Source organism: Cognatishimia activa (assembly GCF_026016445.1).
Taxonomy (GTDB): domain Bacteria; phylum Pseudomonadota; class Alphaproteobacteria; order Rhodobacterales; family Rhodobacteraceae; genus Cognatishimia; species Cognatishimia activa_B.
Genome location: NZ_CP096147.1, coordinates 2,690,435 through 2,704,481, shown reverse-complemented (window position 1 = coordinate 2,704,481; position 14,047 = coordinate 2,690,435). Strand labels below are relative to the sequence as shown.

Below are 14,047 nucleotides of genomic sequence, written 5' to 3'. Positions count from 1 at the left end.
TCAGCCGCCTTTTTATTGCAACGTAGGCGCCGGGCGCATCCAGCCGGTATGGATCCCGCGCCAGTTTATGATTGGTTCGTTGATGTAGGCCTGTGCTTCAGGATGCTCAGAATCCAGCAGGCCCAGTTTCACCAGAATCGCCGCAATCGCGCAGTTTGCAGCGCGCGTACTGCCGTCAGAAATCTTCAGAGCAACGCCGAGCTTCTGATCTGGGATGATGGCAATGAAGTAAGCCTCTGCTCCAAATTTAATCGCTACCTTTCCATTGCAGGCACGCATCAAACGCGTGCAGGGGCGACCTTCACCTGCGACAAGTTCTGGATAGGCCATCATCGCGTTTCGCAACCGAGCTGCCGCGCGATTTCGTAAATCGCCATCTGGATTCGCGGAAGCAAAGAAAGCCATGGCGCGGGCCATGGCATGGATAGTGGTTGCCGGATTTGGCGCGGAGCAACCATCAATACCAAAAGTCGGGCTTTCAAACCCTGTGACTTCATTGAAAGCATCGAAAATGGCCTGCTGCACAGGATGATCTGACTCTACGTATTCTGGACCTGCGCCCAAGTGCTTACTGAGAGTCAGAAACCCTGCATGTTTGCCAGAACAATTGTTGTGATACTGGCAAGGAGAGTCATCTGTCTTGATCATGCCATGGCGTACTGACTTTTCGAGCGGGGCTTGAGCCCCGCATCGCAGAGCAGAATCGTCTAGCTCTAGATCAGTGAGCCAAGATTGAACGCGATCGGTGTGGATCGCTGCGCCGTTATGAGAAGCGCAAGCAAGCGCCAATTGTGCTGCGCTCAATCCAAACCGATCCGCAGCTCCGCTTTCGATTAACGGCAAGGCTTGGATCATTTTTGCAGAGCTGCGTGGATAGACCAAAGCGTCGGGATCCCCCCAAGCATGTAGGATATCTCCGCTTGCATGACAGACCACAGCGTGGCCTTGATGCACACTTTCGAGCAGTGATCCGCGCCAGATTTCGACCAGGTTAACGGGATTGATCATAAGCACCTTCAAATTATGGGCGATTTCGTGCCAACGGGGCTTTCGCGCTTGGCAAAAATAAGAGTATTGTAAGCCCATCGAGAAGGGAATGCCGCAATAACAAAACCGGTCAACGGTGCGGTCAGTTTCGGAATTGAGGGCAAGGACAGCTTGGAGGCTGTAACAATGGGATCAAATACATTGCGCGCGACCGTCATGGGGACAGTCCTGGGCGCGCTGACGATGATTGGCTCTACTGCCATGGCGCAGGAAAGTAGCAATCAGGTTGCGGCAAAAACCGATTGGAGCGTTTTTGTGGAAAGCAGCCCGAAAGAATGTTGGGCCGTCACAACGTTCAAAGAAAGTGTAAATACCCGCAACGGCGCGGTTGTGGCTGTGAACCGGTCTCAGACCCTGTTGATGGTATTTTTCCGTCCAGATGCCGGGGTCAAAGGTCAGGTGGGCTTTACCGGAGGCTATCCGTTTAAGTCCGGATCTACGGTCAGCATGAAGGTGGACGACAACACCTATGATCTGTTCACCGAAGGCGAATGGGCGTGGCCTCAGAGCGCAGATGATGATGCGAAAATCGTAGCGGCGATGAAGCGCGGCAAACAAGCGATTCTATCCGGCGAAAGTGGCCGAGGTACCCGCACCAAAGACACGTTCTCTTTGCTGGGCTTTACCGCAGCACATGATGATGCTGGCAAACGCTGCGGCTGATCAGCAAACCTGAATTCTTGAAAGAGCCCCGGAGACTTCTCTGGGGCTTTTCAATTAGTCGGTTGATCCCATAACAGTGTAATGGGTCATCACCATGCTGCTCTCGTCCAGCACTTTAACAAGGCCGAGTAATTCAGGGTACTTGCCCGGATCAAAATTGGATGCAGCTGCTTTGGCATCATCCATGCTCGCCCATTCCACATGATCTAGAAACTCGCCCTCATCTGTGACGGCGATCTTACGCGCTAGAAATCCTTTTTGGGCGCGCGCAAAGCTTTGGCTTTCTTCCCAAGCAGCCACTGCTGCCTCAGTGGTTGCCCCTTCTTTCAGCCGATAGCGCACGGTTTCAATGACGGACATCAGTATCTCCTTTAATCGAATGTCTAGAACTGTATCCACGAAAGCGCTGACGGAAAATGGCAGTGGGCTGTGCGGTTTGCAAAATTGCCTGTATCGTGTATCAGACGCGCCTGAACTCCCGGAGACTCATGCCATGACCGCCAGCGCACCGATTACGCAGGACGTACATACCATCCCGCGCAAGCTGCCAACCGAAGGTAAGCTGAACCTTGTTGGGCTGACTCGCGACAAGCTGCGCGACGTGCTGATTGAAAACGGCACGCCTGAGAAACAGGCGAAAATGCGTGTGGGGCAGATCTGGCAATGGATCTATCAGTGGGGCGTGCGTGACTTTCACGAGATGACCAACCTGTCCAAAGCCTATCGTGCTGAGTTGGATGAAAAGTTTGTGGTCGAAATCCCGGAAGTGGTGTCCAAGCAGGTTTCTGAAGATGGCACCCGTAAGTATCTTGTGAAGATCGCAGGCGCCCATGAGGTCGAGGTCGTTTACATCCCCGAGGAAGACCGCGGCACATTGTGTGTCTCGTCTCAGGTTGGTTGCACGCTGACTTGCTCCTTCTGTCATACCGGAACGCAGAAACTCGTGCGCAACCTGACCGCTGGCGAAATTGTTGGTCAGGTCATGATGGCGCGAGACGATTTGGAAGAATGGCCGGTGCCGGGCGCGCCGAAGGATGAAACCCGACTGCTGTCCAACATCGTTCTGATGGGTATGGGCGAGCCGCTTTATAACTTCGACAATGTGCGTGACGCGATGAATATCGCCATGGACGGGGAAGGCATTTCCCTGAGCCGCCGCCGTATCACCTTGTCGACGTCCGGCGTTGTGCCGGAGATTGCGCGTACAGCAGAAGAGATCGGTTGCCTGCTGGCGATTTCCTTCCACGCCACCACAGATGAAACTCGCGATATGTTGGTGCCTATCAACAAACGCTGGAATATCGAAGAACTGCTGGCTGCATTGGCGGCGTATCCAAAGGTTTCCAATTCCGAGCGGATCACTTTTGAATACGTGATGCTGGATGGTGTGAATGATTCAGATGAAGACGCGCATCGTTTGATCGACCATATCAAGCGTCACAATATCCCGGCGAAGATCAACTTGATCCCATTCAATGAGTGGCCGGGCGCGCCTTACAAGCGATCGTCCAACAATCGCATTCGGGCTTTCGCGAATATTATCTATCAGGCCGGATATGCCAGCCCGATCCGAAAGCCGCGCGGTGAAGACATCATGGCGGCCTGTGGTCAGTTAAAATCAGCCACAGAACGGGCGCGAAAATCTCGAAAGCAGATCGAAGCGGAAGCGGGTCTGGGCAAATGAAAAAAGGCGGCCGAAGGGCCGCCTTTTTCACATGGGTTTCAGTCCGCGGATCAACGCCCAGGAAGGTTGTCCCGGCAATCCGTATCTCCCCAATTGTCAATTGCCGCGATCGCTTCTTCCGCGGTTTCGACAAATTGGAACAAGTCCAAGTCTTCAGCCGAGATTGTTCCAGCGTCACTCAAGGCGTCCCAATTGACGATCTTTTCCCAGAATTCACGCCCAAAGAGCAGAAACGGCACGCGGTCCATGCGGCCAGTTTGGATCAATGTCAAAGCTTCAAACAGCTCGTCTAGGGTTCCGAATCCTCCAGGGAACGCACAAATCGCGCGGGCGCGCATCAGGAAATGCATTTTGCGGATCGCAAAGTAGTGGAAATTGAAACAGAGACCCGGAGTCACGTATTCGTTTGGGGCCTGCTCGTGCGGCAGCACAATATTCAGGCCGATCGAGGTTCCGCCCGCATCCATCGCACCTCGATTGCCCGCTTCCATCACGCCCGGCCCACCACCGGTGACAACGACGTCCTCGCGGCCGTAGCTTTTCATTGAGCGCTCGGTCATCAACTTCGCGAATTCACGCGCCTCGTCGTAAAACTTCGACAGTTCAGCGAGGGTTTTTGTGCGCGCGCTACTTTTTTTTGCCGGCTCTGGGATACGTGCGCCGCCAAACATCACGATCGTGCTTTCCACACCGCGCTCATCCAATATCATTTGCGGCTTGAGTAACTCAAGTTGCAGGCGGACCGGGCGAAGCTCTTCACGGCACAGAAAGTCCTCATCCGCAAAGGCGAGGCGATACGCTGGTGCGCGGGTCTGGGGAGTATCTGGGACTTCTTTGGCAGTGCTGCGGTCGGTGTGTGCATCACGAAACGGGGTGCGGTGATCGTCTTTCATACGGGTGTCCTTAAAAATGCGCCTCTTCCTTTAAGGCCTAGCGCGAAGTGATCCGCATGACCAGAAGAGCTTAGGGGGTAACACCAAGACGTGTTGACCCTATATAGGTCGTTTTTTCCACCTGTTCAGGCGGTCTCTTGATGACGGGCACAGCATGTTTCGCTATGAAAGCTCGAATCCGTAAATTTGGAGCCGAAATTCATGTCTAACGCGCAATTGGAAACAGCGATCGAAGCAGCTTGGGAAGCGCGCGATACGATCACGCCATCCACCACAGGTGAAACCCGCGAAGCCATCGAGGACACGCTGAACGCGCTGGACTCTGGTAAACTGCGCGTTGCTGAAAAGCTGGAAAGCGGTGACTGGCATGTAAACCAGTGGGCAAAGAAAGCCGTGCTGCTTGGCTTCCGTATCAAAGATATGGAAGAGCAATCCGGCGGTCCACAAGGTAGCGGCTGGTGGGATAAAGTTGACAGCAAGTTTAAAGGCTGGGGCGACAACCAATGGAAAGCCGCTGGTTTTCGCGCAGTGCCAAACGCTGTTGTACGCAAGTCCGCTTACATCGCGCCGGGCGTGGTTCTGATGCCGTCTTTCGTGAACCTCGGTGCCCACGTTGATGAAGGCACCATGGTGGATACATGGGCGACTGTCGGCTCATGCGCGCAGATCGGCAAAAACGTACACCTGTCTGGTGGCGTTGGCATCGGCGGCGTTCTGGAGCCTATGCAAGCTGGCCCAACCATCATCGAAGACAACTGCTTTATTGGGGCTCGGTCTGAGGTTGTTGAGGGCTGTATTGTGCGTGAAGGGTCCGTGCTGGGCATGGGTGTCTTCATCGGTCAATCCACCAAGATCGTGGATCGTGAAACTGGCGAAGTGATGTATGGCGAAGTGCCACCTTACTCCGTTGTTGTGGCGGGCTCAATGCCATCCAAAAACAACGTGTCGCTTTACTGCGCGGTTATCGTGAAGCGCGTGGACGAACGTACTCGCAGCAAGACCGGTATCAACGAGCTGCTACGCGACTAAAGCTTCGCTCTACGACATTGGATAAGACGCGCTCCAGACTTTGGGCGCGTCTTTTTTTATGGCGCGGTCTTCGCAGGAGGTCATGAAGGCTAATGCTTGATCCGATTGGCCACCGGATTGACGCAATGCTTTTTGCCAAAGTTTGCGTACCGAGTGTGGAGACCACGGCAAAGCAGCATCTGCTAGCCACATGCGCAGTTCGCTAGGCAGAGCGTCAAATTCCGCCATTGGGTTTGCCTTACGTCGGCGGCGACGCAGGTGTGTATTCAGATTCTTAGGCATGGCTCGCGGGAATTTAATATCGATACGTGATAACGTAACAATAGTAAAAATTGAATGCAACTTGACTTTCAGAGGCCAGACTTTCAAGGAGGAACCATGGATAAGCCAAAGAAAAAATCCCGCCAGCAAGTCTATACGCTTCTCGTTCAAGTGGGCCGTAAGGATGGCGACGGACTGCCAAAGGACGCCACGGGTGGCGCCCTGATGATCTACGCTTCAGGTGTGGATGAAGCTGAAGCCGTGCGCGAAACGGTGGCTATTTTAAAGCAGGCGGATTTGGCCCCTCTGGATGTGACAGGCTACGGCACATTGGCTGAGCGTGAGGCTCAGGGTCACGAAATTCACGATGACGAGCGTCAGTTGATGCAGCGCGCGCTTGATGAGAACTCTGTTGTGGTGGCGCAGATGACACCGTTCTTTAACGGCGAAGAAGCGGCAAGCGACGATCTAGTTCAGTGATCCAAACCACTTTGCGTGAAGTCGGTCATATTCCCCGTTCTCACGCAGCTTGAGCAAGCTCTGGTTAATAGGTTCTTTCAGCGGGCTATTGCTCGGCACTGCGATGCCATAGTTCTCTCTTAAGAAAATGGGGCCGGCCAGATCCGCGTGCTCTTTGCCCGTGGTGCGCGCATAGAAAGCCAATACCGGCGCGTCGAAAACAACAGCATCAAAGTCCAGCGCTTCAAAGCGTGTATTCAGTTCATTCAAGTCATTGGCACCAACATAGTCGATATCTCGGTTTGACAAGAAATTTGCCGCAGTCGAGCCTTCGATTGTGGCGACGTCCCGGCCGTAAAGATCATTCACTGATGTGATATTTTCATTGATGGCTTCGACTGTCATTGCGGCAGTGATGCGAGCAACGAAGACCGAGACGATAAACAGCGACGAAAGTACTAAGAGAACTGCAAATATCCGTCCAAAGAATGACCGAGGTACACGCTCTTCAAAACCGCCGTTGACCACAAGATTGAGCGCCCACCAGAAGCTGGGAAACATTGCTTCGTTTGCAGGGCGATCAAAATAGGGCTGCGCTTTTCGCTCAAAAACCCACATCAACATGCCGCCACCAAAGAGCATGGCAAAGGCAAGGCAAATGGCGATCAGGAGATCAGTTGATGCAAAAGCCTTCCAAAGAGGCGAAATCTCTGAACCATTCTTGGGCACCATGATTTGCAAGCCGCTTTCAAATATCGGATGCGTGAAATCCATGCGTTGCTCGCGTGCTGCAGTGATCGAAATATTAGCGATTGCCGCGTCGGCTGCTCCGCTCTCTACAGCGGATAGCATCTCAGCAAAACTGTCATAATAGGTGACGTCGAACGGCCGGTCTAAGTCTTTTGCGATGAGATCCCAAAGTTCGATTGAAAACCCATCCGCAGCACCTTCTTCTTGAAACGAAAACGGCATACGTTCGACAGTCGCCACTGTAATCGTTTGCGCCGCCGCACTCATCGCGCCGCAAATAAACCAAACAAATAAAATGAGATAGCGGTAGAGCATGGGGTTTTCCTAGGTCGCCCTTGGGCCTACTCAATCGCCTTCATCAGATCAACACTTATGCAGCACGCAGCTTTGCAAGAGTGACAGCTTCGTAGTTTTTGAGCACTGGAAACACGGTTTTTGAATGCTCAGGTAGAGTGTGTGGATCAAATGCACCTAAGAGTGTTGCATCAAGAAGCTGTTTCTTGCGACGCATCCGGCCGATACTGAGGCTTTCAATCGCTGTGCCCCCAGCCGTTATGGGTTCGTGATCTGGAAGCAGTAGCTGCACGTAGGTGACAAGGTTGTGGTCACCTTCAAAGCTGGCTGATGCCGCTGAGGTCAGATGTTTCACCGGAACCAATACGTTTTCAGATCCAAAGAGGTATTCAACTTGAGTACCTCCAACCACCAGCCGCGCTTCGGGCGTGACCACGATGTCTTGTGTGAGCCCAAAATAGGGGGCTCGCAGGCGGACCGGTTGGAATGATCCACGCGCTGGCAGTGTTTTGCGCAGGACCTGCAAGACCGGGATCGCATCTCCGTTCAATGAGGTGATGAGGTCTCCGCGCTTGAAGTCCCCGGCAAGTTTCATTCCATCAGGCGTCTGGATCGGCGTCTGCGGGCATAGCGCTGGCATAGGGCCAATCGGTTCAACGACGTTGGAAACCGCAAGAAAGACAAGATCTTCGCATATATGTCGGCGACCAGAGGGTTCAATCAAGGATCGAATGGCGCGTAGTGACAAGGGTAATGGGCGCTCAATCTCGCGTAGGTACAGCTTATTGGTGCCTGGACGTTCAATCACCAAGCGCCCCTTTAAACGGCCCATATCCCAAGAATAGCTGATACGCAGCAAGTTCGCCTGATCTTCAGCGTCGTGCAGCAGCGCTGCGTGGATGATCTCGCTATCGCTTCTGAGAAGGAAGTGAATACCACCACCGGGCATCGCCTGAATGGACAGATCACAGACATCCGCGCCTCTGAGTTCCAATCCCAGAATTGTCTGAGGTTTGGTGTGAGGCGCGACATTGGTTTCGAGGATGAGCGTCCCTTGCTGCAGTGGGGCATCATCTTCAAAGGTGGCGACAGAATGCGACCGTTGGTCCGCAAGTCCAATCCAGGTCATCGCGAAACCCTCTCGTGAAGAGAATTCAAAGTATTGATCATGACTGCTCGTCCCGTTTTGGGCGATTGTTGTTTTGTCAGATTCTAACACGCAATTTGTTGAACGCGATAGGTCTTTCTGGTGTTTGCACCGCCCGGGATTTCAGGCTAGGCCTTTTGGGCAAACACGACGAGGACAACATGCCAAAAATCGACGCGGCGGCTCTAACAGCTGATTTGATCAAATGCCCTTCGGTGACACCGGAGGAAGGCGGAGCGTTGGTCCGTTTGGAGGCCCTGCTGAGCAAGGCTGGTTTTGAATGTCAGCGTGTGGATCGCGGCGGGATTTCAAACCTTTTTGCCCGTTGGGGTGAAAAAGGTCACGCCAAGACATTTGGTTTCAACGGCCATACAGACGTTGTTCCTGTTGGCGATGAAGCTGCGTGGACCAAGCCGCCATTCGGCGCTGTGGTTGAAAATGGCATCATGTATGGGCGTGGCGCGACAGACATGAAATCCGGCGTAGCAGCCTTCGCGGCCGCAGCGGTCGATCTGGTGCAGGAGACTCCACTAGAAGGCGCGATCATCCTGACTATCACTGGTGATGAAGAAGCGGATGCTTTGCATGGGACCACCGCCTTGCTCGACTATATGGATGCCGAACAGGAAAAAATGTCGGTTTGCCTGGTCGGCGAACCAACATGCCCGAACGAAATGGGTGAAATGATGAAAATCGGGCGTCGTGGATCCATGACCGCTTGGTTTACATTCAAAGGCATTCAAGGCCATTCCGCTTACCCACACCGCGCGAAGAACCCGCTCAATGCGATGGCGCAGCTGATGAACACCTTCGCAACACATGAGCTTGATCAAGGCACAGAACACTTTGATGCCTCGACCTTGGCGATTGTCACCATGGATGCGGGCAATCCAGCGACCAATGTGATCCCAGCCGAGTGCAAAGCGACGGTGAACATTCGTTTCAATGACGCACATTCTGGTTCGAGCTTGAGTGACTGGATTGAAAAACTGGTCAAAGAGACCGAAGTGGCCACTGGCATCGAGATTGATGTTGATATCAAGATTTCTGGCGAAAGCTTCATCACGCCTCCGGGCGCCCTGTCTGACATGGTGGCGAAGGCTGTCGTTGCTGAAACTGGCGTGACGCCTGAACTGTCGACCAGCGGCGGTACCTCAGATGCGCGTTTTGTTCAGCATCATTGCCCGGTAGTGGAGTTTGGTCTTGTAGGCAAAAGCATGCATCAGGTGGATGAAAATGTCCCGGTTGCGCAAATCCACCAGCTAAAGGACATCTACACTCGTATCCTGAAAGACTATTTCGCGTGACTTGGGACATCTCCGTAACCGATGACATCGACGCCTGTGTCGCCCTGCGGCGCGCTGTTTTCATAGTGGAGCAGGGCATCTCTGAAGAAGATGAAATCGACAATCTCGATGGTGTCGGAGTTCATATTTTGGCGCGGGACAATGGCGAGCCGGTGGGTACCGCGCGGCTTTTGATTTCGGGCACCACCGGAAAGATCGGGCGTATCTGCGTCTTGAAATCCCATCGTGGAACCGGGCTTGGGGCCGCCATTGTCAACCACAGTGCTGAGGTCTTGAAAGCGCGTGGAGATATTGATCGCATTGCGCTCGGCGCGCAGGAATATGCGATCGGGTTTTATGAAAAGCTCGGCTTCAAAGTCTGCGGCCCGACTTATGACGACGCCGGAATTCCCCACCGCGAGATGGAAATTATTCTGTGAGAAAAACGCTTGTCGTCATGGTCAAGGAACCCCGTCCGGGGCGCGTGAAAACGCGTTTGGGCAAAGACATTGGCTTAACGGCATCAGCGTGGTGGTTCCGCCATCAGGTCAGCGCGCTTCTAAGACGGATTGAATCTCCAAAATGGGATGTCGTTCTGGCAGTCGCGCCAGATATTGCGGGTATGTCGAGCCGGGTCTGGCCGGCTCATTTTGCGCGCATCCCACAGGGTTCTGGCGACCTAGGCGCTCGCATGGCTGGGGTTTTTCGTGGGCTTCCATCCGGGCCGGTCTGCATCATTGGCGCGGACATCCCCGGCATCACGCAAGCACGCATTTCTGAAGCGTTTGACGCGCTGGGCAACCACGATGCCGTCTTTGGTCCAGCGGATGATGGCGGCTATTGGCTTGTCGGTATGAAACGTGTCAGCCCAGTGCCGACGACACTCTTTGACGGCGTTCGTTGGTCTACAGAACATGCATTGGCAGACAGTAAACGCTCGATGGGCAAACTGCGTATCACTGAAGTCGCAACTTTGCGCGATGTTGACACCCTTGCAGATCTGAAATCGCTTTCCCGGTGACGCGCCGAAGCGCACGTGTTAGGGCGCATTTATGAAAATGCCCACCAAAGCAGAGATTCTCGAGTGGATTTCTGAAAACCCGACCCTTACCAGCAAGCGCGACATTGCCAAGGCTTTTGGCATCAAAGGCGCTGCGCGGATTGATCTGAAACGCATCCTGCGCGAGCTGGAAGCGGAAGGTCACCTGCGCAAACGCAGCCGCAGCTATCGTGATCCGGATCAACTGCCGCCAGTCAGCGTATTGCAGATATTGGGCCCGGATTCAGACGGGGACGTGCTGGCACGTCCTATGGAGTGGGAAGGAGAGGGCGAAGAGCCGGTCATTCTCATGATTGAACGCGCCTCAGACCCTGCACTGGGCGAAGGCGACCGCGTACTGGCGCGTCTGACCGAGGTTTCTGGTGAGGCGCATGCCTACGAGGGGCGGATGATCCGCCGGATCGGCACCAACCCAAAGAAGGTATTGGGACTGTTCCGCAAAGGCACTGAAGGCGGTCGCATTATCCCAATCGACAAGGGGACAGACAAGGAATGGTCTGTGCCTGATGGGCAGGTCAACGGGGCCAAAGATGGCGAACTTGTCGAAGGTGAACAGATCGGCCCGAAATCTCGGATGGGATTGCCCAAGGCCAAAATCGTATCGCGTCTAGGGGACCCGACGGCGCCAAAGGCTGTGTCGCTGATCGCCATCCACCAGCATGGCATCCCGGACGCTTTCCCTGACGGGGTGATTGCAGAAGCAGACGCCGCCAAGCCAGCCCCGCTTGGAGACCGCACTGACCTGCGCACAATGCCATTGGTCACCATCGACCCGGCGGATGCGCGGGATCACGATGATGCCTGCTGGGCGCATACGGATGATGACCCTGAAAACATCGGCGGACATATCGTCTGGGTCGCGATCGCAGATGTTGCCCATTACGTGACGCCGGGGTCTGATCTGGATCGTGAAGCCAAGAAGCGCGGCAACTCGAGCTACTTCCCGGACCGAGTGGTGCCAATGTTGCCGGACCGCTTGTCGGGTGACCTGTGTTCGCTGCATGAGGGTGTTCCACGTGCCTGTATGGCCGTGCGTATGAAGCTCGACGCGCAGGGCCATAAGATTGGTCACCGGTTTGTGCGCGGTATGATGAAATCCGTTGCTTCTCTGAACTATGAAGAAGTTCAAGAGGCGCGTGATGGCAACCCGAACGCGCGCTGTGCGGAGTTGATGGATGAAATCATTAATCCGCTGTATGAGGCCTATGAGGCGACCAAAATCGCTCGTGCTGAACGGCAACCGTTGGAACTCGACCTGCCGGAACGCAAAATCGTCCTGACTGACAAAGGCGAAGTGGCCTCGGTCAATTTCAAAGAACGCTTGGATGCGCATCGCCTGATCGAAGAATTTATGATCCTCGCCAATGTGGCGGCTGCCGAAACGTTGAATGCAAAGAAGTCTCCGCTTCTGTTCCGCGTTCACGAAGAGCCAAGTCCAGAGAAACTGGATAGCCTTCGCGATGTCGCTCGCTCATCCGGATTGAACCTGGCCAAGGGGCAGGTGCTGCAAACCCGACATCTGAACAAATTGCTGAAAGATGCACTTGGTACGGATGAGGCTGAGCTGATCAACCTGACGACTTTGCGCTCGATGACGCAGGCCTACTACTCGCCCAGCAATTTCGGGCACTTTGGGTTGGCGCTAAAGTCCTATGCGCATTTCACATCGCCCATTCGTCGGTATTCGGATTTGATCGTGCACCGAGCCTTGGTGTCGTCTCATGGTTGGGGCGATGATGGGCTGACTCCGCAAGATATTGAAAATCTTGAGCAAACCGCCAACCATATCTCGGAAACCGAGCGTCGGTCGATGTTGGCAGAGCGCGACACGACAGATCGGTATCTGGCGGCCTATCTGAGCGAACGGCTGGGCAACGAGTTTCCCGGCAAGATCAGCGGCATCGCGAGGTTTGGTGTTTTCGTGAAGCTCGACGAAACCGGTGCAGACGGCCTGATCCCGATGCGCGATCTGGGCAATGAATATTTCCGCTTTGATCCTGAGAGCAATACTCTCACCGGGAGCGACACCGGGTTGACGATAGGGCTTGGACAACGGGTTGTTGTCAGACTGGCAGAAGCGGCGCCCGTGACCGGCGGGGTCATTCTCGAGCTCTTGGAGCTGAATGGTCAGCGACCATCGCAGGCACGCCGGTCAGGTCGTGGCCGCCCCACGAAGCGTAAAATGTCCGCTGCCAAAAAGAAGGCCATGAAAACCAAACGCAAGGTGGCACGGAAACGGCGCTAACGCAGATGATAGGTCAACGCGTCTTTGATCAATGATCTCAGGCGGACGGGCTCGATCTGTTCAACCGTGTCAAACAGAACCGCGCGATTTCCGTCAATGCGATCCCAGCCGGGAAACCGCGTTGCGTAGTCGGAAATGACGTTTGACTGGCAATGGGCAAAGATGGCGAAGCGCGCTTGTTTGTGTGTGCCAAGGCGGATTGTCGTTGCGGATTTTCTGTCGGGTGTGATGTAACTCGGTTGGCCCCACCGCAGGACCTCTTGCAGCCGCCCAATTTCCGGTGTCTCGCTGGCAACGTCGAAAATCAATGCACGCAGCTTTAGCAAGCCTGACTGCGTGTCGGGTGGAAAGGCTTCGAACACCTCGGCAATGGCTTTGTCTTCAAATTTCACGTCGCAGCTCATCCATTGTTTGAACTGCTTATTTCAGACACTCTTGCCAAATTTTGGCAGGAGTGATGAACTATACAGCCTCTATGTCACGTACCGCGCGCCTCTTTCAGCTGATGCAAGCTTTGCGAAGCTTGCCTTCCCCCGTCACGGCAGAACGCCTTGCGGACGAAACCAACGTTTCGATCCGAACAATGTATCGCGACATCGAAAGCTTGCGGGGGCTTGGGGCAGTGATCGATGGCGAAGCGGGGTTTGGTTATACGCTGATCGAAGACGCTACCTTGCCACCACTTGGGTTTGAAGACGAGGAACTCGAAGCGCTGGTTTTGGGGCTCCGCGAGGTGATGCAGGTGGGTGACCCATCTTTGGCGAAAGGGGCTGAGTCTGCGCTAGCGAAGCTCGGTGCACGCCTGCCGGAAGGTCAGTCGCGGCGATTGAAACACGCAGTTCTGACTGCCAAAAGTTATAACCCACCGCCTGCACCAAATGTTGATGCAGGGGTGCTGCGTCGCGCAGCTTGGGATGAACGCCGCATTCGTTTTGACTATTCTGATGTGATGGGCGCAAAAACCAGCCGAGAGGTCTATCCGCTATCCATTGTCTTCATGCAATCTAGCCACTGTCTGGTTGGTTGGTGTCATTTGCGTAATGATTTCAGGGTGTTCCGATTGGATCGGATGGATGATTTAGACATCATGGATGAATGTTTCCGCCCCCGACGGGTCAGCCTGTTAAGGCAATATTGGGAAAAAATGCGCGTCGAAGCGCTGGAACGCGGTCATTAGTCACTTATCGGTTCTCGATTTTCTGCAATTCTGGGTAGACTGGTCTCAGAGT

At 54.3% G+C, this 14,047-nt stretch carries 16 protein-coding genes; 9 read left to right on the top strand and 7 right to left on the bottom strand.

The window, feature by feature from the left end:
• Positions 1-12: 12 nt before the first annotated feature.
• Positions 13-1,008 carry an asparaginase gene (locus M0D42_RS13510; protein ID WP_265019135.1) on the bottom strand — a complete coding sequence of 332 codons (996 nt, stop codon included), beginning with the start codon at positions 1,006-1,008 and terminating at the stop codon, positions 13-15.
• 195 nt (positions 1,009-1,203) lie between these two features.
• Between M0D42_RS13510 and M0D42_RS13505 the strand changes: the two genes are divergently transcribed.
• The gene (locus M0D42_RS13505; RefSeq protein WP_265021158.1) at positions 1,204-1,710 is read left to right on the top strand and encodes an invasion associated locus B family protein; all 507 of its coding nucleotides are present in this window, start codon (positions 1,204-1,206) and stop codon (positions 1,708-1,710) included.
• A gap of 54 nt (positions 1,711-1,764) precedes the next feature.
• Here the strand turns inward: M0D42_RS13505 and M0D42_RS13500 are convergent, their stop codons facing one another.
• Positions 1,765-2,070: an antibiotic biosynthesis monooxygenase family protein gene (locus M0D42_RS13500; protein WP_265019134.1), complete on the bottom strand. Its 306-nt coding sequence runs from the start codon at positions 2,068-2,070 to the stop codon at positions 1,765-1,767.
• A gap of 133 nt (positions 2,071-2,203) precedes the next feature.
• Between M0D42_RS13500 and rlmN the strand changes: the two genes are divergently transcribed.
• Positions 2,204-3,394, top strand: coding sequence for a 23S rRNA (adenine(2503)-C(2))-methyltransferase RlmN (gene rlmN, locus M0D42_RS13495; RefSeq protein ID WP_265019133.1), 1,191 nt, complete (start codon positions 2,204-2,206; stop codon positions 3,392-3,394).
• Between the two features lie 50 nt (positions 3,395-3,444).
• Here the strand turns inward: rlmN and M0D42_RS13490 are convergent, their stop codons facing one another.
• On the bottom strand, positions 3,445-4,287 hold the full coding sequence (locus tag M0D42_RS13490) for a TIGR00730 family Rossman fold protein (protein ID WP_265019132.1): 843 nt from the start codon (positions 4,285-4,287) through the stop codon (positions 3,445-3,447).
• Positions 4,288-4,488: 201 nt separating this feature from the next.
• Here M0D42_RS13490 and dapD point away from each other — a divergent pair, with 201 nt between their 5' ends.
• Positions 4,489-5,316 (top strand): 2,3,4,5-tetrahydropyridine-2,6-dicarboxylate N-succinyltransferase, encoded by an 828-nt coding sequence (dapD, locus tag M0D42_RS13485; protein WP_265019131.1) that lies wholly within the window; start codon positions 4,489-4,491, stop codon positions 5,314-5,316.
• Positions 5,317-5,325: 9 nt separating this feature from the next.
• Here dapD and M0D42_RS13480 read toward each other — a convergent pair whose 3' ends face one another.
• Positions 5,326-5,598 carry a DUF6525 family protein gene (locus M0D42_RS13480; RefSeq protein ID WP_265019130.1) on the bottom strand — a complete coding sequence of 91 codons (273 nt, stop codon included), beginning with the start codon at positions 5,596-5,598 and terminating at the stop codon, positions 5,326-5,328.
• Positions 5,599-5,694: 96 nt separating this feature from the next.
• On the opposite strand from M0D42_RS13480, the gene M0D42_RS13475 reads away from it, so the two are divergent.
• The gene (locus M0D42_RS13475; protein ID WP_265019129.1) at positions 5,695-6,057 is read left to right on the top strand and encodes a hypothetical protein; all 363 of its coding nucleotides are present in this window, start codon (positions 5,695-5,697) and stop codon (positions 6,055-6,057) included.
• Here the strand turns inward: M0D42_RS13475 and M0D42_RS13470 are convergent.
• Positions 6,046-7,101: a transporter substrate-binding domain-containing protein gene (locus M0D42_RS13470; protein WP_265019128.1), complete on the bottom strand. Its 1,056-nt coding sequence runs from the start codon at positions 7,099-7,101 to the stop codon at positions 6,046-6,048. The two genes, M0D42_RS13475 and M0D42_RS13470, sit on opposite strands and share 12 nt — an antisense overlap.
• A gap of 55 nt (positions 7,102-7,156) precedes the next feature.
• Positions 7,157-8,209 carry a Hint domain-containing protein gene (locus M0D42_RS13465; protein WP_265019127.1) on the bottom strand — a complete coding sequence of 351 codons (1,053 nt, stop codon included), beginning with the start codon at positions 8,207-8,209 and terminating at the stop codon, positions 7,157-7,159.
• A gap of 179 nt (positions 8,210-8,388) precedes the next feature.
• Between M0D42_RS13465 and dapE the strand changes: the two genes are divergently transcribed.
• The 4 genes from dapE to rnr are packed head-to-tail and all read left to right on the top strand — an operon-like array spanning position 8,389 to position 12,818.
• On the top strand, positions 8,389-9,534 hold the full coding sequence (gene dapE, locus M0D42_RS13460; protein ID WP_265019126.1) for a succinyl-diaminopimelate desuccinylase: 1,146 nt from the start codon (positions 8,389-8,391) through the stop codon (positions 9,532-9,534).
• Positions 9,531-9,953 (top strand): GNAT family N-acetyltransferase, encoded by a 423-nt coding sequence (locus M0D42_RS13455; RefSeq protein ID WP_265019125.1) that lies wholly within the window; start codon positions 9,531-9,533, stop codon positions 9,951-9,953. The genes dapE and M0D42_RS13455 overlap by 4 nt, the downstream gene beginning before the upstream one ends.
• Positions 9,950-10,534 (top strand): TIGR04282 family arsenosugar biosynthesis glycosyltransferase, encoded by a 585-nt coding sequence (locus M0D42_RS13450; RefSeq protein ID WP_265019124.1) that lies wholly within the window; start codon positions 9,950-9,952, stop codon positions 10,532-10,534. The genes M0D42_RS13455 and M0D42_RS13450 overlap by 4 nt, the downstream gene beginning before the upstream one ends.
• Positions 10,535-10,565: 31 nt before the next feature.
• Positions 10,566-12,818, top strand: coding sequence for a ribonuclease R (rnr, locus tag M0D42_RS13445; protein WP_265019123.1), 2,253 nt, complete (start codon positions 10,566-10,568; stop codon positions 12,816-12,818).
• On the opposite strand, the gene M0D42_RS13440 is transcribed toward rnr, so the two are convergent.
• A complete protein-coding gene (locus M0D42_RS13440; RefSeq protein WP_265019122.1) occupies positions 12,815-13,210 on the bottom strand; it encodes a DUF1801 domain-containing protein in 396 nt (131 codons plus the stop codon). The genes rnr and M0D42_RS13440 overlap by 4 nt on opposite strands.
• An 83-nt stretch (positions 13,211-13,293) precedes the next feature.
• Between M0D42_RS13440 and M0D42_RS13435 the strand changes: the two genes are divergently transcribed.
• Entirely contained in the window at positions 13,294-13,995 is a 702-nt protein-coding gene (locus M0D42_RS13435) for a helix-turn-helix transcriptional regulator (protein ID WP_265021157.1), read from the top strand.
• Positions 13,996-14,047 lie beyond the last annotated feature (52 nt).

Bases quoted from the DNA above. Each gene is read 5' to 3' on its own strand.
- M0D42_RS13510 (WP_265019135.1), bottom strand. From the start codon at position 1,008: ATGATCAATCCCGTTAACCTGGTCGAAATCTGGCGCGGATCACTGCTC.
- M0D42_RS13505 (WP_265021158.1), top strand. From the start codon at position 1,204: ATGGGGACAGTCCTGGGCGCGCTGACGATGATTGGCTCTACTGCCATG.
- M0D42_RS13500 (WP_265019134.1), bottom strand. From the start codon at position 2,070: ATGTCCGTCATTGAAACCGTGCGCTATCGGCTGAAAGAAGGGGCAACC.
- rlmN (WP_265019133.1), top strand. From the start codon at position 2,204: ATGACCGCCAGCGCACCGATTACGCAGGACGTACATACCATCCCGCGC.
- M0D42_RS13490 (WP_265019132.1), bottom strand. From the start codon at position 4,287: ATGAAAGACGATCACCGCACCCCGTTTCGTGATGCACACACCGACCGC.
- dapD (WP_265019131.1), top strand. From the start codon at position 4,489: ATGTCTAACGCGCAATTGGAAACAGCGATCGAAGCAGCTTGGGAAGCG.
- M0D42_RS13480 (WP_265019130.1), bottom strand. From the start codon at position 5,598: ATGCCTAAGAATCTGAATACACACCTGCGTCGCCGCCGACGTAAGGCA.
- M0D42_RS13475 (WP_265019129.1), top strand. From the start codon at position 5,695: ATGGATAAGCCAAAGAAAAAATCCCGCCAGCAAGTCTATACGCTTCTC.
- M0D42_RS13470 (WP_265019128.1), bottom strand. From the start codon at position 7,101: ATGCTCTACCGCTATCTCATTTTATTTGTTTGGTTTATTTGCGGCGCG.
- M0D42_RS13465 (WP_265019127.1), bottom strand. From the start codon at position 8,209: ATGACCTGGATTGGACTTGCGGACCAACGGTCGCATTCTGTCGCCACC.
- dapE (WP_265019126.1), top strand. From the start codon at position 8,389: ATGCCAAAAATCGACGCGGCGGCTCTAACAGCTGATTTGATCAAATGC.
- rnr (WP_265019123.1), top strand. From the start codon at position 10,566: ATGAAAATGCCCACCAAAGCAGAGATTCTCGAGTGGATTTCTGAAAAC.
- M0D42_RS13435 (WP_265021157.1), top strand. From the start codon at position 13,294: ATGTCACGTACCGCGCGCCTCTTTCAGCTGATGCAAGCTTTGCGAAGC.